Source organism: Mycobacterium sp. D16Q13 (genome assembly GCF_002013375.1).
In the GTDB taxonomy this organism is placed as follows: Bacteria; Actinomycetota; Actinomycetes; order Mycobacteriales; family Mycobacteriaceae; genus Mycobacterium.
Map to the genome: position 1 here is coordinate 1 of NZ_MAEW01000030.1, position 19,244 is coordinate 19,244.

Genomic DNA, 19,244 nt, shown 5'->3' on the forward strand with positions numbered 1-19,244 from the left:
CGGAGCTGCTCCTTTGCACTCTGAACGTTGTTGGGGTGTCTTAAAGTTCACGTTGATAGGCCGTGATAAGGGGCTCGGCCAACTGTCTGCCTTGCGCGGTGATGATCAGCCACCAGCGGTACTGCCATCCGAATATGTCAAAGTTGTCGACATAGTCGGCGCGGACCTCGCGTAGCGCAGCTTCGGGATCATCGGTCGGCACAAATCGGTGTGCGTTTGGCGCCATAGTGCCCAGCTCGAATAGGCCGTCGCGGAGAAGCGAGCGGATTATGCTCAGTGTGGTCGCTCGGATCCTCGGTAGGTACGCTTGCCTGTCGGCCTCCTGGACGTGCCAGTGCACCGCGAGCAGGCATACCCCACCCCCGAGACCCTCCATGAGGATCTTCGCGTGTGCCGAGTCGTGGGTGTAGCTCACAGGTGTGGCCTTTCCGCCTACATGGCATCGTCGGGCAGTCTCATACCGGTTTGCCTCTCTTAGCGCTGCAGCTTCCAGACCACGAACACGGTTGCGCTCATGAGCGCAATAAGTACGGTGATGGACGTCCACGAGTGCATGCGGGGCTTTCCTGTCAGGTGTGTGTGGGGTAGGGACGGCCGGCGTGGCTGCGGGCGTGAGCGATAGCGTCCTCGAGGGTGTCGATGAGGTGTTTTTCGTGGCGCAGGGATTCGATGACGCCCACGTTGGTCAACAGTTTGAGGTGTTCGGGGCGTACACCTTTGATGATTACGGTGATGCCGCGGGCCTCTAGGTCTTCGGCGATCTGGGCCAGCGTGTGTGCGCCGGTGGCATCAAGCATGCCCAGTTGGGACATGCGGATGATCACAACATTGACGTCGGGATGGTCGGCGTCGGTGATGGTATTCGAGATGCGTTCGGCCGCACCGAAAAACATGGAGCCATCCAGGCGCAGCAGTGCGATCCTCTCATCGCCCGGCTCCGGAGGGCCGGGTAGCTCTTCCCGGGTGACACTGCTGCGTCGCGCCACGACGCGTAGGGCGAAGAAGGCGGCCACCACGATGCCGATTTCCACAGCTTCGATCAGATCGAAACAGATCGTGACAACTGCGGTGAGAGCAAAGGTCAGGGCATCGGAGCGGGTGGAGCGCAGGATTGTGACCGCAGTGCGCGCCGAGATCATCCGGAAGGAGGTGATCATCAGGACCGCCGAGAGTGCGGCTAACGGGATGGCAGCCACTGGCCCGCTGGCCAGGTACACCACCGCGAGCAGCAGAACTGAGTGTGTGATCGCCGCGACACGGGTGCGGGCCCCGGATCGGACATTGACGGCGGTGCGGGCGATCGCTCCGGTGGCCGGCATCCCGCCGAACACCCCGGAGGCCACCGAGGCCAGGCCCTGCCCGACGAGCTCGCGATCGGGATCGTAGGGGCCGGTGGGTGACATGGTGGCCGCGACCCGCGCCGATAGCAGCGATTCGATCGCAGCCAAGGCAGCAATTGCCACTGCTGCTCCCAGAAGGGCTTGCAAGGCAGCCAGATTGGCGTGCGGCAGCAGCGGCGCCGGTAGCCGCGACGGCAATTCGCCGATACGGGCGACCGACAATCCTGTGGCGGTCACCAGCACGGTTGCGGCCACGACTGCTGTCAATGATTCGGGGATGGCACGGTGCAGCCGCGGCAGGCCAACCATCAGCGCCGCAACGAATCCCACCACCAACAATGGTGATGCGGCCACGCTCCAGCGGGTGTGCATGAGAACGTCGATCGCGGCGGCCAGCGGGGGGTGGCCCTGCGGTGCCGACAGGCCCACGGCGGCGGGGACTTGCTGCAGGAAGATGATCGCGGCAATCCCCAGGGTGAAGCCCTCGATCACAGGCCACGGGATGAACGTAACCGCACGACCCAACCCGGTGATGCCCGCGGCCACCACGATGATCCCGGCCAGGATAGTGACTAAAGCCAAACTGCCGCTGCCATATTGAGCCACGATGGGCGCCAACACGACCGCCATAGCCCCGGTGGGCCCGGACACCTGCACATGTGAGCCACCGAACACCGCCGCGATCACACCGGCGATCACCGCCGTGATCAGGCCTGCGGCGGCCCCGGCCCCCGAGCTGATCCCGAACGCCAACGCCAGCGGCAGCGCAACCACCCCGACGGTGATCCCAGCCAGGATGTCGCGGCGCCATGACCGACTCAAACCGGCGTAATCGTTGCGTCGCGGCAGCAGCCGCGCCACCGCGCCGCTACCGGCTGCACCCATCACCGGCAGCCGTGACCGATCGGGCCCCGCTGCGGCACCGAGGCCTCATCTGGGTTGATGGTCACCGTGATTCGGTGGCCGAGCCGGCGCATCCCTGCCGTGCTTCGACCAGTCGTGTCCGCAGGGCGCCCAGCTCGACCCGCAGGTCATCGGGCAGCCGGTTGCCGCCGATGCTGGCATACCAGTAATCGATCGACTCGGCTTCGGCGATCCATTCGTCGATGTTCACCGACAGCGCCTCTTCGAGGTCCCGATCGCTGATATCCAGCCCGGTGCGATCGATCGCATCAACGGTGGGCAGGTAGCCGATTGGGGTTGCGACCGCGTCAGCGGTGGCTTCGAGGCGCTCCAGCGCCCACTTGAGGACGCGGGCATTGTCCCCGAAACCGGGCCACAGGAACTTGTCATCGCTACCACGGCGGAACCAGTTGACATAGAAGATCTTCGGCAGCAGATCCGGATCGCTGCGGGTACCGATATTGAGCCAGTGCTGAAAGTAGTCGCCGACGTGATAGCCCAGGAACGGGCGCATCGCCATCGGGTCGCGGCGCAAGACACCGACTTCACCGGCAGCCGCCGCGGTGGTTTCGGAAGACAGCGTGGAGGCCAGGAACACCCCGTGACGCCAGTTCCGGGATTCGGTGATCAGCGGCACCGTGCTGGCGCGCCGGCCGCCAAAGAAGATCGCCGAGATCGGCACCCCCGTGGGGTCATCCCATTCGGGGGCCACCGTCGGGCACTGCGCGATTGGGGTGCAATAGCGCGAATTCGGGTGCGCAGCGGGCTCGGTGGATGCCGGCGTCCAGTGCTGGCCGCGCCAGTCGGTCAAGTGTTCGGGCGGGGTGTCGGTCGCACCTTCCCACCACACATCCCCATCGTTAGTCAGCGCCGTATTGGTAAAGATCGAGTTGCCCAGCTCGATAGTGTCCATCGCGTGCGGATTTGTACCCCGCCCAGTACCCGGCGCGACCCCGAAGAACCCGGCCTCGGGGTTGACCGCATACAAGCGCCCATCGGCCCCGAACCGCATCCAGGCGATGTCATCGCCGATCGTTTCGGCGGTCCAGCCCGACAACGTGGGGGCCAGCATCGCCATGTTCGTTTTGCCGCACGAGGACGGGAACGCCGCCGCTACATACTTCACGACACCTTGCGGGGAGGTGAGTTTGAGGATCAGCATGTGTTCGGCCAACCACCCCTCATCGCGGGCCATCACCGACGCGATGCGTAACGCGAAACACTTCTTTCCCAACAGTGCGTTACCCCCGTAGCCTGAGCCGTAGCTCCAGATCGTGCGGGTGGCCGGGAAATGCGATATGTACTTGGTCTCATCACAGGGCCACGGCACATCTGCCTGTCCCGGTGTCAGCGGGGCGCCCACTGAGTGCACGCATTTGACGAACCGGCCACGCAGCCCCAGCCGATCCCACACCGGGGTACCGGAGCGCGTCATGATCTGCATCGACACCGCCACATACTCCGAATCAGTCACCTGCACACCGAACTTCGGGTCATCAGAGCCCAGCGGGCCCATGCAGAACGCGATCACGTACATGGTGCGCCCCGCCATTGCGCCCCGATATTCCTCGGTCATGATCGTGGCCATATCCACCGGGTCCATCCAGTTGTTGGTCGGACCCGCGTCGGCCGCGTTCTCCGAGCAGATAAACGTGCGGTCTTCCACCCGCGCCACATCCGCCGGGTCCGACACAGCCCAAAAAGAATTCGGCTTACCCGTCAGTGGCACAAATGTGCCCTTAGCCACCAGCTGCTTGGTCAGCCGATCCCACTCGGCGCGCGCCCCGTCACACCACACCACCTGATCCGGACCCAACAACTCGGCCATCTCCGACACCCACAGCAACACTCCGGCGTGCGTGGTCGGCGCGGGCGCCAACCCCTGCACAGACCGCGCCGTATCCATTGCATCCACAGAACTCGCCACAACACTCTCCTTGCCCACGCTTGAGAACATCACCATCAATAAATCACGCTAATTAAGAAAGTACGCAACTAGTGCGCTAGTCGGAGATACCCCCGTCGATACCTCCGACTAGCGCCGGGTCTGCGCTACTACCACCGGCTCGGCCGGCGCGGCACCATCGAGCCACTCGGCCTGATCGGCAACCACCCCCGTCAAGATCCGCCGCGCCGTGGCCAGCAGCTCAGCCACCTGTGGAGAGGTCAACGTGTACAGCACCGACAACCCCTCACGCCGCGCCGTCACCAAACCTGCTCTGCGCAGCACCGCCAACTGCTGGGACAAATTCGCCGGCTCGATCCCAACTTCCGGCAGCATCTCCGATACAGCCTGATCCCGCTCGCTGAGTAACTCCAGCACCCGTATCCGCACAGGATGCCCCAGCGTCTTAAAAAAATCCGCCTTCATCCGATACAGCGGTTGACGTGCATCCACCACAAGCCCACCTCACCAAAACAATCAACATGCAAACATTAGCAACCCGGCAATAACCCAGGACAAGGGCCCGTCTATAGTTCTCCATGGCTCTCACCGGGGCTACCTTGTACTCATCAGGGCTGTCTGATGCCCGCTTCCGGTGAGAGCCACCCAATACCTACCCAGTGGGCGCGACCGACCAGGCACACCGGGCATCCAACGAGGAGTTTGTCGATGGCCACCGACCGGCCGACCGCATGGCAGTACATCACCTACGCGTATGGGCGGCGCCTGCCCGACAGCATGGGCGATTGGGTCGCCAACGACCTGGCCGGCCCCGGGGCCATTCGACGACACATGATTCGTTACGTGATCCCGCCCCATTTCATCCTGGCCCCATTCTGGCTGCTGCCCGGCGGACTCCTGCTGCATACCGCGATCACACTGCCCATCTACGTCTGGGCAATCCTGATGACCCACGCTCTCAACAAGATTTGGCGGCGCCACCGGCTCGCCACACACGGCCTTGACCCCAAACTCGCCGACAACGTCAACCACGAAAAGAACGCACGCAAGCACCAGGCATACGCCCAAAGGTATGGCGCGCGCACACAGACAAACGACACCTATTCCAGCAGCGACCCTATCTGAATCACCCACGAAAACTGCACGACAGCAACTTATTTCGTGCAGATCGTAGAGCTGGCCGGAAGGCCCCCGGGCCGTTCAACGATGGTGAGATCACGCCCATCACCCTCGTGAACGAGCTCCGTTCAGCATCAAGCAGTTTGGTCGGACCACTCCCTGCCCTGTATTTGGAATCCGGTGGCCAATTCATGTTCTGGGGCACCGAACTATTGTCGGTCATTGGTTATCGGGCTCGACCTCTGATATGCTGAAACCGGTTGATTTTCTTAGTGACACGCTCGCGAAGATTTTCCGCGGCGGACACACACCAATCTCCGTGACTTTTACCGGTTGCTTTGATTTCGCGTACCTCCGCAAGACCCAGGGTCGAACGTCGACCCCGCAATTAGATACTCAGGAGAGTAATCGCATGGCTCAAGGCATCGTGAAGTGGTTCAACGCCGAAAAGGGATTCGGGTTCATCACCCCGGACAACGGCAGCAAGGACCTCTTCGTTCACTTCTCGGCCATCCTCGACAAGGGCGGCTTCCGCAGCCTCAACGAGAACGATCGCGTCAGCTTCGAAGAAGAAGCCGGCGATCGCGGCCCCCAGGCAGTCTCAGTGCAGACTGTCTAAAGTCTTACCGCGCAAGATAAATGCGCTCGGCTGGCCGTCCAGGATTCCTGGGCGGCCAGCTTTTTGTTCGCCGTCCAGACTATCGGCTCAGAGGCTGGTGCGGCGCTCGATGAGATTGGCCCCTTGCGATGTCGCATGCCTTTTCGCGGCGTACATCGCGCTGTCGGCCTTAATGAGTAAGTCCGCGACTATCACCGCCAGTGATATGGGTGCGCTGTCGTCGGCCCGCGATAGTTCCTCGGATGCGACGCCGACACTGGCATCGATCTGGGTGACGTCGCCGGCGAGGGCGTCTTCGACCGCGTGCTGGTAGTCGAGCACGCGGTGTGCGTCGAGAACGGCAACGACACCGAACTCGTCTCCACCGAGCCGGACTAGCCACGTATCGGGACCAGCCAACAGCTGCAGCAGTTGAGCCGTTTGCTGCAGTACGTGGTCGCCCGCGTGGTGTCCTTCTTTGTCGTTGATCGATTTGAACCCGTTCAGGTCGATGACAGCGACTGCCACGTGCTTGCCGGTTGGGTCACCGGCCCAGTCCGCGCAGGCTTGCTGAAGGCCGCGGCGGTTGAGCAGGCCGGTGAGTTCGTCGTGGCGGGCAAGGCGATCCTTGTCGCGGGCGACCTCGCCGAATTGCGCCATGCCCACGTAGATTGCCCAGGCGGCGACCGCGTTGACCAAGATCACGGTAGCCACGGTCGTGATGAGTGCCGGAGTGCTCGAATCGCCGCGAATCACCGCACCGCCTATCGTCAACCCGGTCGCCAGTGCGGTCACCGCAGCCTGCAGTGCCATCGCCAACCGGCCGTGAAACGCGAACGCATAGGTGTTGGCGGCAACCAGCCACACCAGCTTGAGAAACGCGATACCGGTCTCCGTGACGACGCAGACACCGACTGTGATCGCTAGATCGCAGTACGCGATATAGGCGATGGACTCCGCGTAGGTGATGGGTTTTTTGAGGGCGTACCGGATGCCCCAGGCGAACGCCGGAATCGAAATCGCGAGACAGACAAGCGGAACCGTGGACATACCTTCGAAGGCCAGCGTTATCGCTGCGGCACCGATGCCGGGTGCGCAGATAGCTGTGAGGATCCAGACAGGGCGTAACAGCCGAATGCCCTCAAGCGTCTCGGTATTGGCCGCATAGATCTGCTCCGCACGATCGCGGAAGTTCATGACATGGCTAGACATGTTTCCGCCTAAGAAATCAACACTTCGCTACGAGAACCTCGGTACCGCGCTGGACCTCGGACACGCGCCCGAACCAGGCCAGCGACATCGTAGCCTTCTTCTCTGACGTGCGCGCTCCGAAGCGGTTGCTGGTCAAACGATGCGGCGGTAATCCGGTCATCCTGGCGGCAAAAATCGCTCGCGGCTGTGGCCACCAGCTCGGGCGGGAAGGTGATAGCTGTGCTTCGCGGCCGACACGTTGACTAGCCTGAACATGGATACCCGGACACCGAGGTAAGGAGATGTCATGCGCCTATCTACACGCAATCAGCTGACTGGAACCATCACCGAGGTCAATGTCGGAACCGTGATGGCCATTGTGAAGATCCGGCTCGACGGTGGCGATCAGGTCGTGACGTCTTCAATCACCAAGGACGCCGCGGCCGACCTCGGGCTCACCGTCGGTCAGGCCGCCACCGTCTTCATCAAGTCCACCGAGGTGACGGTGGGAGTCGAGTAGTTCAGGTTCGCGGCGAGCTGGGTCTCACGTAAAGGTGCGGTGCCCGAGCTCGGTGAAATCCACCTCGACCTCGTCGCCGTCCCGCTGGACCTCGCAGTAGCCACTGCGGCGAAGCTCATCAAGCGCATCCCATGGCGGCTCTTCGTCAGGCAGGTACCAACCAACGGCCGTCGGCCAATCGCGGTCGTGATGGTGGTCGACGAGCTGATCGACCACCGACGTGGCCTCGGGGCTGAGCTGAACGGGCTCGGGGCGTTCGCTACGTCTCCGTGAGAACCACTTCATGGCAACAGTTTACGAGCACGCCGCCCGTATGTGCGGTCAGCCTTCCTCCGACATCACCTCGGCCGCCGCACGCTCCCCCGCCCGGATGGCTCAGCGCGGGTCCGAATTCCGTCAACACCCCGGATTGACTCGGGCATTACGGAGCGGCAAGCGTGGACAGCATCTTGGCGGTAAGGGTCGTCAACTGCTGCGCTGAGATACCTTGCGGCCGTGCGACACCGATCCGGTAGCACATTGCCAGGCCCGTGGTGGCGAGGACGAATGCACGCGCCTCAAGCTCGGAATCTGGTAGTGGGCCCAGGTGCTGCAGGAGGTATGTCCGCGAGAGCATATGGAGCCTTTCTTCGACTCCCGTGAAGGCCTCGACGCGAGTTCCTTGGGATTCGAACGCGCGCACCAGATCGCCTTGCTCACTGAGTATCTCGGTGATGACGCGGAGGCTGCGCGCGAACGCCTCTACCGGGTCGAGGTTAATGCTCTCGAACACAGCCTCCGTAAACCTCTGCTCGAGGGTATTGATGAGTCTGCGTTGAAGCACATGCGCGATCTCTTCTTTATTCGCAAAATATCGGTATAACAAGCCGATGCTCATCCCTGCCTGCTGAGCAATCCTGTTGGTGGACGTGCCCACGATGCCGCGTTGCCCGAAAAGGTGAGCGGCCGCTACAAGTATCCGCTCACGAGAGTCTCGTGCACGCTGTTGTACCAGTTCAGAGCCTCTAGCCATGATCGCTCCGATTAGAGTAGAAGGTGAGTTATCGCTCATCTTATTCTCTCACCATGAACTCCCCCACATCGATCGCGCCACCGGAGCCCAGTGCTCGGTCGGCAGCCCCCACTGCCTTCCGTTGGGATGAGCGTTCTCGATCCTGGGGTCCGTTTACGGCGAGGAGGTGGGTGCGACGTCTGACGGGCTTCGATGTGTTTCCCCGGCCCGAGGTTGCCGCGGAGTTTGCGCGTCTTCGCACCGTCGGAGATCCGGTCGCCGAACGCTTTGTGGCTGAAACCATCTACGGTGAATTGGGGCGCGAGAGGACCAACGAACTCGTCGACCGTGCACTGGCCGACTCGGTTGAAGCCGTTCCGGAGGCGCCCGAGTCGATGCGTGCACTGTTCGCTGAATTCGAGAACATCCCTGAATGGGTGGATCCCGAACTCATCGAGGCCGGTGCGGCTGTCTGGCGACGGTGGGCATATCACATGGGCGCAATGGCCAATGCCGCGACGATGGACACGTACACCGAGGGATCACTCGCTGTCCCCCTCGTCCTGGCTGGCGGCTATGCCGGACAGAGCGCCCTGCACCGCTATCTGGAAACAAGCCGTTGGTGGATCGAGTCGTGCCGACCGGGGGCTGCGTTGACCCCCGGCTCCAGGGCCCGCGAAATATCGATGAAGGTCCGCATCATGCATGTCAGTATTCGAAAAGGCGTACAGCAGCATGTCGAATGGGATACCCAGCGGTGGGGTCTGCCGATTAGCCAGGCGGAGATGCTACTTACGCTCATGGGCGGCAGCGTCGCTCCGGGCCTGGGTCTTTATGCGCTGGGCCATATTACGTCCAAGCGTGAGATCGAGGCGTGCATGCATTTCAGCAGGTATCTCGGGCATATGCTTGGCGTACGGTGCGACGCTATCTATCCGACGAATTTGGCGGACGGTATCCGGATTCTCTACATGTTCGATACGGCCCGGTCCTACGATTCGGGCGAAAACGGTCGCCAGCTCATCGAATCCTTCGTGCCCTCGTTCGCACCCGCACCGAATGCGGGCCTCGGCGATCGCCTACGCGCCGCTGGACATCTTCGGGTACAGGCTGCACACGCCAGACTCTATGTCAGGGGCCACATTCGCCGTCAGCACCATATTCCGGCGCCCGGCGGTGGGCTCGCATACCTCATTGCGCGGATTCCGTTGATTCTGACGCTTGAGGCCGCGCGACGGGTCTGCCCGCCCATTGACCGTCTCTGGCAGTCAATCAACATACGTGCGTGGGAACGTTGGCACGCATGGGCACTGGGTAACGAGGCCGAACAATTTGTCGCACCGGAACTTCAGCGTTGACGTTCAGGAGCGCACCGGCGACCAGCCCCGCCGCCTTGGAAGGCAGCTGTTAGCGTGACCACCGTGAACTCTTCGCGTGTGTACCCATCCGTCGCGCTTGCAGCCTGCGCCGCCTCCTTCGTTCTAGCGCTCGCCGCGTGCGGGTCCGATACGGAGGCCAAATCGGCGCCTGCCGACCCGGCAACCGCGGCCAGTGGGTGCCCAACAGCAGCACCGCAGACCGGTGGCACGCCCGAGTGGACGCAGGCCGGGAGCACCGGCAATGTCGCGGTCAGTGGATCGACGGATACGGCGGCGCCATCCGTCAACGTGACCGCTCCGTTCAGCGTGACCGAGACCCAGGTGCACACACTGCAGGCCGGTACCGGACCGATCGTCGGGGACATAGCCACGGTTTCGGTCTGCTACATGGGTGTCAACGGTCGTGACGGGTCCGTGTTCGACAGCAGCTATAGCCGGGGCGCCCCGGCTCAGTTTCCGCTGAACGGAGTGGTGCCGGGCTTCAAGAAGGCCATCGCGGGACAGAAGGTCGGGTCCACCGTCGCTGTGGCGATGGTTCCTGCCGACGGCTATCCGGCCGGTCAGCCCAGCGCTGGCATCCGCCCGGGCGACACACTGGTCTTCGCGATCAAGATCCTCGACGCGTCTAACTGATTCATCGGGCCGGCTCGGGCGCCGTCGACTGCGCGTTCTCGACGGCACCGAACGCGGCCACTGCCACCGCCGCGACAACCGCGACCAGGAATGCGACGGCGACCAGCCAGCCCAGTCCCGGGCGGGCGCTGTCGCCTAACAGCACGACACCGGTGACGCCGGGCACGACCGTCTCCCCCACCACCAATGCCGCCGCCGCACCGTTGACCGAACCCACTTGCAGCGCAACGGTAAACAAATAGAAGCCACCCACCCCCGCGAGGATCACCGCGTAGGCGGCTGGATCGGACAGCATGACCTTCACGCGCAACGGATCGAGTCCATCGAGGACCCTGACCGCGACAGCCATTGCCCCATAGAGAATCCCGGCGCACAATCCCGCCGGGATCGCGGCGCGGGTGCCAAGCAGGCGGATAGAGCCGAGGCCAGTGAGCAGCACCACCGCTGACGCGATCAGCACGCCCCAGTGCACGGACACCGGTGCGGCGTCCTCGCCGCGATGCCCGGCTGTCGTTGCGAGGACGCATAACGACAGCAGCACGGCCGAGATTGCCAGCCAGTCCCGTCGTTGCAGACGCACACCCAGTACGGCGATGCCGAGCACCGCGGTGACCACAAGGTTGGCGCTCATGATCGTCTGGGAGAGGAACAGCGGAATCAACCGCGCCGACACCAGACTGCCCGCGAACCCGACGAGATCGAGAACCATCCCGGCGATGAATGCCGGAGTCAGCATCGCGGCAATCGTCGATTTCAGCGTGGAGGCACCGTCGTCGCTCATGCCGTGAACTTTCGCCGCGGATTGACGGGCACCGTAACCCTGCAGAACCGACGCGGTCCCATACCCAAGGCACGCGAGCACGGCCGCCGCGATGCCGATCAGCATGGAGTAGCAGTGTCATTGCGTGCGGTCATCGACATCGGTCGATTCTACTTACGGTTGGTTCGGCGACTCCGGTTAGACCGGCCGAGGCCTCCCCTTTGGGGCCGATGTTTACGAGTACATCTGCTGAATGAGCTCGTCGTAGCGGGCGTCGATTGACTTGCGTTTGAGTTTGTGTGTCGGTGTCAGGTAATCGCCACCGGGCTCCCATGTTTCGGGCAGGACGGTGAACCTCTTGATTTGTTCCACGCGAGACAGTTTGGCGTTCGCCGCGGCGATCCCGGTCTCGACTGCTTGGTGGATTGCAGGTTCCGACGCGTACCGGGTCTTCGCATCGGGGTCCAGACAGATCAATGCGGTGTTGTACGGGCGTGCGTCACCGATCACCGCCACAACCCCGACGAGTGCGCAGTTGGCCGCTATCGTGTTTTCGATGTTCGTGGGTGACATGTTCTTGCCGGCGGCGTTGATGATCAGTTCTTTCTTCCGATCGATGATGGACAGGAAGCCCTCCTCATCGATGGACCCGATATCGCCGGTGTGCAACCAGCGATTGGAATCAATTGTTTCGCCGGTCTTTTCGGGATCCTTCCGGTAGCCACGCATCACCATCGGCCCGCGCACCAGCACCTCGCCGTCGTCGGCGAGGATGATTTCCGCGCCGGGTACCGGCCGCCCAACGGTACCGATCTTGATGCGGGTCGGCAGATTGACGGTCACCGCAGCGGTGCATTCCGACATCCCCCAGCCCTCGCACAGCGGGACCCCGAGTCCGAGAATGAACTCGTGCACCTCGGGCGGGATGGGTGCGGCGCCGGTGACCGCGAGGCGTATCTGGTCCATGCCGAGTTGTGCGCGCACCTTCGACAACACCATCCGATCCGCGAATCCGTACCGGATACTGCCCAAGACATGAAGGCGCCCTCCGGCCGACTCGATGCGGGCCTTGGCTTGCCCGGTCGCGAACGCCCACCGTGCCAGGCGCCGCTTCACTGGACTGGGCTCATCGGCAATCCGCTGTTCGAGTGCCGCCTTGAGCTTCACCCAGATGCGTGGCACGCCGAGGAACGCGGTTGGCCGCACGACGGTCAACGCGGCAAGCACCTGTTTGACGTCGGGCACCGTGGTCACGGTGACGCCGTGCAAGAGGTTTGTGTAGTGGGCGAACCAGCGGTTGGCCGCGTGGGCGTCCGGCAGGTAGGAGATCACCCGATCCGCCGCACCAATTCCGCCGAAATCGTCAGTGATACGGGCGTTCTCGATGAAGTTGGTGTGTGTGAGCTCCACCCCCTTCGGTGGACCCGTGGTGCCGGACGTGTACACGATTGTCAGCAGGTCATCGGGCCGCACGGACCGCCAGGTGGCGTCGAAATCGAAGTCGCCGGCGGAGGATGATTCAAGCGCACTCAGACTGATGACGCCGCCGGCCTCCCCGTCGACACAGATCACATGTTCGACCTTGCCGCCGTGCGCGACCGCGGCGAGCACCGTGGGCAGAAAAAGCTTCTCGCAGATCACCACGCGGTTTCCGGCGTTCTCGAACTGGTACGCGAGCACTGCTGCGGGATTGGTGTTGTACACGGAGAACGGCGTCGCGCCGGTGTGTAAGACCGCTGTGTCGCAGAGATGGAATTCAGGCCGGTTTGTCAGCATCAAGGCGACGGTGTCTCCCGGTGCGACCCCGATAGCGGCCAGGCCGGACGCTATCGCGCGGACCCGCTGCGCATACTGTCGCCAGGTAAGGGCGGTCGCACCGTCGGCGCTGCGGATCGCCACGACGTCGGGTTGGCGTGCGGCAACGGACTGGAACGATTCGACCAATGTTCGCGGCGTCATATATCTGCCTTCACCTTTCACCGCGGGCGCGGTCCTCATACGCCTTGCGCTGCGCCGTGTCGACGTTGTCAGTGAAGACGTGATCTCCGCCAAAGAGCGTGGTGAACCCTTCCGCAATGACGCGCGGCATGAATTTCTGCGATGAAATGAGTGCGCCAGCCAACCGAGTGACTCGTACCTTGGGCCGCGGGTTGATAATGAGATCGACTATGGCGTGGGCGATATCACTAGGCTCGGCGTTCTTGAGGCCCTTGATACCCGTTGTGCCCGAAGTCAGTTCGGTATTCACAAACGATGGCAGCACCGTCGAGAAGTGCACTCCCGTCTTCCGGTTTTCTACGCGCACCGCGTCTGTGAAGCCTACGACCGCATGCTTGCTCGCGCAGTAGGTAGCGAGCCCGGCCGTGTAGGTCTCGCCGGCCAGCGATGCGACGTTGATGACATGCCCCGATGTGCGCGGAACCATGCGCTGCGCAGCGAGTTTCGTTCCGATGATCACTCCGTACACGTTGATGTCGAGGATGCGCCGGGTCACCGTGTCCGGCTCGTCGGTCAGCTGGCCGACCGGCATGATTCCCGCGTTGTTGATCAGCACGTCCAGCGTCCCGAGTTCACGTTCCACGTCGTCAAGGAATGCCGTGAACGACGCGAGATCGGTGACATCCAGCCGGCTCGCGAACGCGTCGATATCCGCGCCGGACTGCTTGGCCGCGACCTCGTCGACATCGCCGATGGCCACCTTGGCGCCCAGCGCGCGCAAGGTCGAAGCCGTCGCGAATCCGATACCGCGCGCGCCACCGGTGACAGCGATTACCCTGCCGCGCAAAATATTTGAATTGTTCTTCATCGAACTTTCTCCTTTGATAAGCCGATTCGACGCAGGCCCTGTGCACCAATAGCACGCATGGCACCGAAAGCGACTCGGATCCGGGTCTTGGAATAGGGAAACCACATGGGTTCGTTGATCACCGGCGGCAGACGTGGCTCCGTGATAGCGGTCTGTCGGCAGTACTTGCGCACGCCGGCCGCCCCGCCCCAGCGTGACCCGACACCGGATTGCTTCCAGCCGCCCATCGGCAAGGCGAAACTGAACAAATTCGCGATGGTGTCGTTGATGTTGACCGCGCCGGCATCGAGCTTCCTGGCGACCCGACGCCCGCGCGCCTGGTCGCGAGTCCACACCGATGCCGACAAACCGTAGCGTGAGTCGTTCGCATGCCGAATCGCCTCGTCCTCGTCGGCAACCTTCATCACCGGAATCGTCGGGCCGAACGTCTCCTCGTGAATGCAGGACATCGATTGGTTCACGTCGACGAGTACCGTCGGCTCGAAGAATGTGCCGCGGCCAGTGGGCTTTCCGCCAATAGTCGCGCGTGCGCCGGCCGCAATCGCCTCATCGACGTGTCGCTGGACGATATCGCGCTGAGTCATGTTCGCCATTGGCCCGGTGTCGAAGCGGAAACCTCTGTCATCCTGCCCCTGACGCAGTTCACGGACACGCTGCGTGAGTTTCGAGACGAACTCGTCGTAGACGGGCGCCTCGACGTACACGCGCTCGACCGAGACACAGACCTGGCCGGCGTTGAACAACGCGCCCCAGGCAATACCGTGCGCAGCGCGGTCGATATCCGCATCGGCCAGTACCAGCGCGGGATCCTTCCCGCCGAGCTCCAGACTGTACGGCTTCAGCTGCTCGACACATCGCCGCGCGATACTTCGACCGGTGCTCGTCGAGCCGGTGAACTGCACGTAGTCGACAGCGTCGACCACCGCCCCACCGGTATTGGCACGCCCTGTCGCGACCGCGAAAACCTTTGGTGCGCCGATTTCGTCCCAGCCCCGTGCGAGCTCCAGTGCGCTGAGTGGGGTCACCTCGGACGGTTTCAGCAGTACGGCGGCACCGGCCATGAGTGCGGGCGGAACATCAAGTCCAGCCATAGCGAGGGGAAAGTTCCATGGGGCGATGACGCCGACTAGCGGATAGGGCCGGTATGTGGTTGTGAGCGTCTTCGTCCAGCCGAGTGGGCTGTGCGGTCTTGGCCGCTCGTCGGCCAGGAACTTGCCCGCATTGCGAGCGAAGTAGTTGATCAGGTCAACCCATGCAGGGACCTCGAATTCTGCCTCGGCGCGCGGCTTGCCGGTCTCGGACTGCAAGACATCGGCGATATGCGCCGAATGGTCGAGAAGCCACGACTGAAACGTGAAGAGCCAGCGGGCTCGGCCCTTGTGTCCCAGGGCTTCCCACTCCCCCTGCCCCTGCCGCAAGGCGAGCGCCTTCTCGGCGACCGACTCTGTGGACTCGTCGATGACCTTGCCGACCAATCGACCGTCGGCCGGGTTGTGTACATCGACGGTGGGCCGCTGATCCAGAGCCCGGTTTGTGCTTGCCTCCATGGCGAGTTCCTTCATGACGGTGTGGATTCGCCGGAAGTGCGGATCTGATAGGTGCCATGCGTGGTGGCCACTGTCGCGCCGGAGTTATCAGTCAGGACAGCATCAAGCACGAACTCGGTTCTGCCGGTTATCCGGACTTCTTGTTGCATGCGGTCGATCGTGGCCGCGCCCAGTGACGCCCGCGCCCGCACATCGGTGGTCGCGGGCCGTCGATAACGAATCTGAAGGTCCTTCACGGTCGGGTAGAACCGTGCCGCATCGAAATTCGGAAAGAACAGGGCGCCACCGAGCAGCTCTGCGGCACCGAATAGTGCGCCCGCATACATGGTGCCGATGTGGTTGCTGTTGCCCGCCAGTGGTACCACCGTGACCGCGTGCTCGGGCCCGACCTCAAGAACCCGGATGCCCAGTTGGTGCATCGCCGGGACGGCGTGCTCCATCCCGGCATTGATCATTGCGGCCAGTGCATCCATATCGGAGTGGGTGCCCCCACCCGCACTTACGTGGTCTGCGATCGCCATTGGATACTCCTTCGAAAAACAGGGCACGTGCCCCGCAACTAACCTAGGCGATGTTACGGGGCACTTGCCCCGTTTGGCTAGAGTGGAGTCATGCCCAGATCCAGCGCGCAGATTCCGGCACCCCGCACGCAGGCGCAGCGCCGTGAACACACGCGTGCCGCGTTGATCACCGCGACGATTCGCAGCATTGCCGAGCACGGCTATCTCGCCACCACCACCCGACGTGTGATCGAAATGGCCGATTCCTCGCCAGGTGCCCTGGCATACCATTTTCCGTCCCGGCTGGATCTGATTGCGGCCACGCTGGACGAAGTCGGCCGACTGGCCGTCGACGAGCTGCGAGCCCGGGTGGCGGATCTGCCGGCTACTGGCGATACCCGCACGGCCGAGGCACTGGACGTGATGTGGGATTACTTCACGAGTGAGCTGTTCCAGGTGTGGATCCGGGTATGGTTCGCCGCCAGCGAAGACGCTGAACTCTACGAACGGCTCGCCCCACTGGAGCGAACCATGAGCGCCGGGATAACCGCAGCGGCAACCGATCTGATACCGCCCGACCTGCCTCGACCGGTGTGGAATCGCCGTATCGGCGTCGCGCTGGACACCATGCGTGGCCTTGCTCTGCGCCTGAGCATCGAACCCCGCCAACGGCCGAGAAAACCTGACCCCTGGCCTGCAACCAGGGCCGAACTCAGTCACCTATTGGACCGCCGATCCGGTCAGGGCTAACGAAAGATGCCGGCAGAGGAAATGTGATCAACGACTGCTCACCGGCCCGCCTGTGTCACGCCGGCCTGGATTGATCGGCATCTCCGGCGGTTAGCCCGCGGGAGATGCTGACGATGTAGTCGGGCTCATCCAGCTGCGGACAGTGGCCTGCGTCGTCGAGCACCACCAGCCGGCTCTGTGGAATGGCTTGGTGCCAGCCCTGACTCGACGCGAGCGCGACAAGTCGATCCCGGCGCCCATGCACAAGCACGGTAGGACACGAGATACCGGTAATCGCCGGCTCGCCATCGACTTCCGCCTTCATGCGAAGCCCCTGCACCAGCAGCTTGTGGGCGTCGCCGCGGCCGTACAACTGAGAACTGAGGGTGCGCACCATCTTCTTGTCCCGCGATGCCTGGTTTCCGTAGATCAACCGCCCGATGACCGCGTCGGCAAGATATGCCCGAAGGGTCCGAGGGGTACATACGGTCGCCCGCGCGAAGAAACGTGCGGCACCCAGTTGACCGACCCGGACCAGCCGCGTCCACCCCATGCCGGGAGTGCCCGTGGGCACAATGCCCCGGATGGGAAGCCGCTGGGGTGAGGCCGCCGCGCGGAGAGCCAGATACGCGCCGAGCGAGTTCCCGACGAGGACGACCGAAGCGTTCCGACCATGCCGCGCGATCACCTCCCCGACGAAGCGGTCGCCCTGTGGCAGCCATGCGCCGGGCCGGGCGGAGTCGGCGGCACCGAAGCCGGGCAGGTCCACCGCGACAGCGGCCTGCCCGGCTTCTTCGAACCGGTCCAGAAGCGGACGCCATGCGTCCGCAGAGTGGGAAAAACCATGCAGAAGCACGACAGCCGGCCCCTCCCCCTCTACGAACAGTTCGCGCGTGCCCACACCGGCGTAGACAGCACGTCGCTCATCAATCATGCGTTCAGGCCCCAGCCGCCCAATGGTCCAACTGAGTGGGCAGCTCGTCGAGAACCCACGGACCTTCGGTCTCGACGGTTTCCCGTGACGTCCAGCCCTCCAGCAAGGTGATGGCACCGCCTTGGACCGCGAGAACAGCGCCGTTCAAGGGGCATTTCTCGCCGGCAAGGTACGCCACCACGGGTGCGATGTTCGCGGGGCTGAACGCATCGAACTCACCCTCGGGAACCTCTTCGGCGAAGATCGCGCTCATGCCCGGCGTCGCGAGGGTCAACCGAGTTCTCGCCACAGGAGCAATGGCATTCACGCGCACCCCGTAGCGCTCAAGCTCCAGCGCTGCGACCTGAGTGAGGGCGGCAATACCTGCCTTGGCGGCACCATAGTTGACCTGGCCCGCGTTCGTCAGGAAGGTGCCGGATGCAGATGCGGTGTTAATCACGGCAGCGTTGACCGGCTTGCCTGCCTTCGACTGTTCCTTCCAGTATCCGGCGGCATGGCGCAACACCGCGAAGTGCCCCTTCAGGTGCACCGCGAGAACGCTGTCCCACTGTGATTCCTCCATGGCCGCAACGAATCCGTCACGGAGGATGCCAGCGTTGTTGACGACGATGTCCAGGCCGCCGAATTCGGCAATAGCTTGATCCACAAGGCTCTTCGCGCCATCCCAGGTGGCGATGTTGTCGGTATTGGCAACCGCTTTGCCGCCCGCGGAGACGATCTCGTTCGCCACTTCCTGTGCGGGGCCGACATCTGCACCGCTACCGTCGTTGGCGCCTCCGAGGTCGTTGACGACGACACTTGCGCCCTCTTTGGCCAGCAGTAGCGCGTGCTCACGGCCGATGCCACGACCCGCCCCGGTCACGATCGCGACCCGATTCTTCATTGAACCCATATGAGTTTCCTTCTGAGAGTGAATGATCGAATGTCAGGCGACGAGGGTGGCGAGCTTGTCGAGGGACTCGTTGAGTTCCTTCGTCGATGCGCGTTCGATCGCTCCACCGATAGCTCCGACCATCATTTGGCTGATGAACTCCGCATCGACCGTCGCGATGGAGGCGTCGTCACCCTTTGGCTCGACGGTGAGCCGGAAGCTGATCTTCGCTCCGGCCATGCCGGTGCCCGAGAACGTGGTGCTGCTGGGGGCGTCGAACTCGTCGACGGTGAACGTGATGGTGTTGGCCATACCCATGATCGTGAGAATTTCGCTCATGGTGGCGCCCTTGGACAGCTGCGCCGGTGGAGCTTCCTTCCACTTCGTGTGTACAGTCAGCCATTCCTCGAAGCGAGCAGGATCGGAAATGGTGGCCCATACCTTTTCCTGCGGCGCGGCGATCTCTTTGGAAACGTTGGCCTTGGCCATGATGCATTACTCCTCTTCTATAGGAACT

Annotated in this window: 21 protein-coding genes; 6 read left to right on the forward strand and 15 right to left on the reverse strand. The window is 63.0% G+C overall.

Going from position 1 to position 19,244, the window contains the following annotated elements:
• Positions 1–40 precede the first annotated feature (40 nt).
• The 4 genes from B4400_RS23765 to B4400_RS23780 form a co-directional block, all read right to left on the reverse strand.
• Positions 41–415: a hypothetical protein gene (locus B4400_RS23765; protein WP_078313104.1), complete on the reverse strand. Its 375-nt coding sequence runs from the start codon at positions 413–415 to the stop codon at positions 41–43.
• Between the two features lie 154 nt (positions 416–569).
• Entirely contained in the window at positions 570–2,225 is a 1,656-nt protein-coding gene (locus B4400_RS23770; protein ID WP_078313105.1) for a SulP family inorganic anion transporter, read from the reverse strand.
• Positions 2,226–2,286: 61 nt separating this feature from the next.
• The gene (locus B4400_RS23775; protein WP_078313132.1) at positions 2,287–4,149 is read right to left on the reverse strand and encodes a phosphoenolpyruvate carboxykinase (GTP); all 1,863 of its coding nucleotides are present in this window, start codon (positions 4,147–4,149) and stop codon (positions 2,287–2,289) included.
• 129 nt (positions 4,150–4,278) lie between these two features.
• Entirely contained in the window at positions 4,279–4,641 is a 363-nt protein-coding gene (locus B4400_RS23780) for an ArsR/SmtB family transcription factor (RefSeq protein WP_078313133.1), read from the reverse strand.
• Positions 4,642–4,857: 216 nt separating this feature from the next.
• On the opposite strand from B4400_RS23780, the gene B4400_RS23785 reads away from it, so the two are divergent.
• Together B4400_RS23785 and B4400_RS23790 are read left to right on the forward strand one after the other, a co-directional pair.
• Positions 4,858–5,274 (forward strand): DUF5313 domain-containing protein, encoded by a 417-nt coding sequence (locus tag B4400_RS23785; RefSeq protein WP_078313106.1) that lies wholly within the window; start codon positions 4,858–4,860, stop codon positions 5,272–5,274.
• 406 nt (positions 5,275–5,680) lie between these two features.
• Positions 5,681–5,887, forward strand: a complete 207-nt coding sequence (locus tag B4400_RS23790; protein WP_078294545.1) for a cold-shock protein — start codon at positions 5,681–5,683, stop codon at positions 5,885–5,887.
• Between the two features lie 87 nt (positions 5,888–5,974).
• On the opposite strand, the gene B4400_RS23795 is transcribed toward B4400_RS23790, so the two are convergent.
• Positions 5,975–7,078, reverse strand: a complete 1,104-nt coding sequence (locus tag B4400_RS23795) for a GGDEF domain-containing protein (protein ID WP_139361550.1) — start codon at positions 7,076–7,078, stop codon at positions 5,975–5,977.
• A 286-nt stretch (positions 7,079–7,364) separates the two neighbouring features.
• On the opposite strand from B4400_RS23795, the gene B4400_RS23800 reads away from it, so the two are divergent.
• Positions 7,365–7,577, forward strand: coding sequence for a TOBE domain-containing protein (locus tag B4400_RS23800; protein WP_078313107.1), 213 nt, complete (start codon positions 7,365–7,367; stop codon positions 7,575–7,577).
• A 24-nt stretch (positions 7,578–7,601) separates the two neighbouring features.
• Here the strand turns inward: B4400_RS23800 and B4400_RS23805 are convergent, their stop codons facing one another.
• Together B4400_RS23805 and B4400_RS23810 are read right to left on the reverse strand one after the other, a co-directional pair.
• A complete protein-coding gene (locus B4400_RS23805) occupies positions 7,602–7,793 on the reverse strand; it encodes a hypothetical protein (RefSeq protein WP_078313135.1) in 192 nt (63 codons plus the stop codon).
• A 205-nt stretch (positions 7,794–7,998) separates the two neighbouring features.
• A complete protein-coding gene (locus tag B4400_RS23810) occupies positions 7,999–8,589 on the reverse strand; it encodes a TetR/AcrR family transcriptional regulator (protein WP_170915091.1) in 591 nt (196 codons plus the stop codon).
• 53 nt (positions 8,590–8,642) lie between these two features.
• Between B4400_RS23810 and B4400_RS23815 the strand changes: the two genes are divergently transcribed.
• Both B4400_RS23815 and B4400_RS23820 read left to right on the forward strand, forming a co-directional pair.
• Positions 8,643–9,926 carry an oxygenase MpaB family protein gene (locus B4400_RS23815; RefSeq protein WP_078313109.1) on the forward strand — a complete coding sequence of 428 codons (1,284 nt, stop codon included), beginning with the start codon at positions 8,643–8,645 and terminating at the stop codon, positions 9,924–9,926.
• Between the two features lie 63 nt (positions 9,927–9,989).
• Positions 9,990–10,580 carry an FKBP-type peptidyl-prolyl cis-trans isomerase gene (locus B4400_RS23820; RefSeq protein WP_139360440.1) on the forward strand — a complete coding sequence of 197 codons (591 nt, stop codon included), beginning with the start codon at positions 9,990–9,992 and terminating at the stop codon, positions 10,578–10,580.
• A gap of 1 nt (position 10,581) precedes the next feature.
• Here the strand turns inward: B4400_RS23820 and B4400_RS23825 are convergent, their stop codons facing one another.
• From B4400_RS23825 to B4400_RS23845, 5 genes are all read right to left on the reverse strand, one after another.
• On the reverse strand, positions 10,582–11,466 hold the full coding sequence (locus tag B4400_RS23825; RefSeq protein WP_078313111.1) for a hypothetical protein: 885 nt from the start codon (positions 11,464–11,466) through the stop codon (positions 10,582–10,584).
• A 108-nt stretch (positions 11,467–11,574) separates the two neighbouring features.
• Positions 11,575–13,338, reverse strand: a complete 1,764-nt coding sequence (locus B4400_RS23830; protein ID WP_502688430.1) for an AMP-dependent synthetase/ligase — start codon at positions 13,336–13,338, stop codon at positions 11,575–11,577.
• On the reverse strand, positions 13,310–14,146 hold the full coding sequence (locus tag B4400_RS23835; RefSeq protein WP_078313113.1) for an SDR family oxidoreductase: 837 nt from the start codon (positions 14,144–14,146) through the stop codon (positions 13,310–13,312). The genes B4400_RS23830 and B4400_RS23835 overlap by 29 nt, the downstream gene beginning before the upstream one ends.
• The gene (locus tag B4400_RS23840; RefSeq protein WP_139361551.1) at positions 14,143–15,693 is read right to left on the reverse strand and encodes an aldehyde dehydrogenase family protein; all 1,551 of its coding nucleotides are present in this window, start codon (positions 15,691–15,693) and stop codon (positions 14,143–14,145) included. The genes B4400_RS23835 and B4400_RS23840 overlap by 4 nt, the downstream gene beginning before the upstream one ends.
• A gap of 11 nt (positions 15,694–15,704) precedes the next feature.
• Entirely contained in the window at positions 15,705–16,214 is a 510-nt protein-coding gene (locus B4400_RS23845; RefSeq protein WP_286151421.1) for a PaaI family thioesterase, read from the reverse strand.
• A gap of 90 nt (positions 16,215–16,304) precedes the next feature.
• Between B4400_RS23845 and B4400_RS23850 the strand changes: the two genes are divergently transcribed.
• Positions 16,305–16,943 (forward strand): TetR/AcrR family transcriptional regulator, encoded by a 639-nt coding sequence (locus tag B4400_RS23850; RefSeq protein WP_078313115.1) that lies wholly within the window; start codon positions 16,305–16,307, stop codon positions 16,941–16,943.
• 55 nt (positions 16,944–16,998) lie between these two features.
• Here B4400_RS23850 and B4400_RS23855 read toward each other — a convergent pair whose 3' ends face one another.
• The 3 genes from B4400_RS23855 to B4400_RS23865 are packed head-to-tail and all read right to left on the reverse strand — an operon-like array spanning position 16,999 to position 19,216.
• Entirely contained in the window at positions 16,999–17,856 is an 858-nt protein-coding gene (locus tag B4400_RS23855; RefSeq protein WP_078313116.1) for an alpha/beta fold hydrolase, read from the reverse strand.
• 4 nt (positions 17,857–17,860) lie between these two features.
• On the reverse strand, positions 17,861–18,748 hold the full coding sequence (locus B4400_RS23860; RefSeq protein WP_078313117.1) for an SDR family oxidoreductase: 888 nt from the start codon (positions 18,746–18,748) through the stop codon (positions 17,861–17,863).
• 33 nt (positions 18,749–18,781) lie between these two features.
• Positions 18,782–19,216 (reverse strand): type II toxin-antitoxin system Rv0910 family toxin, encoded by a 435-nt coding sequence (locus B4400_RS23865; protein WP_078313118.1) that lies wholly within the window; start codon positions 19,214–19,216, stop codon positions 18,782–18,784.
• Positions 19,217–19,244 lie beyond the last annotated feature (28 nt).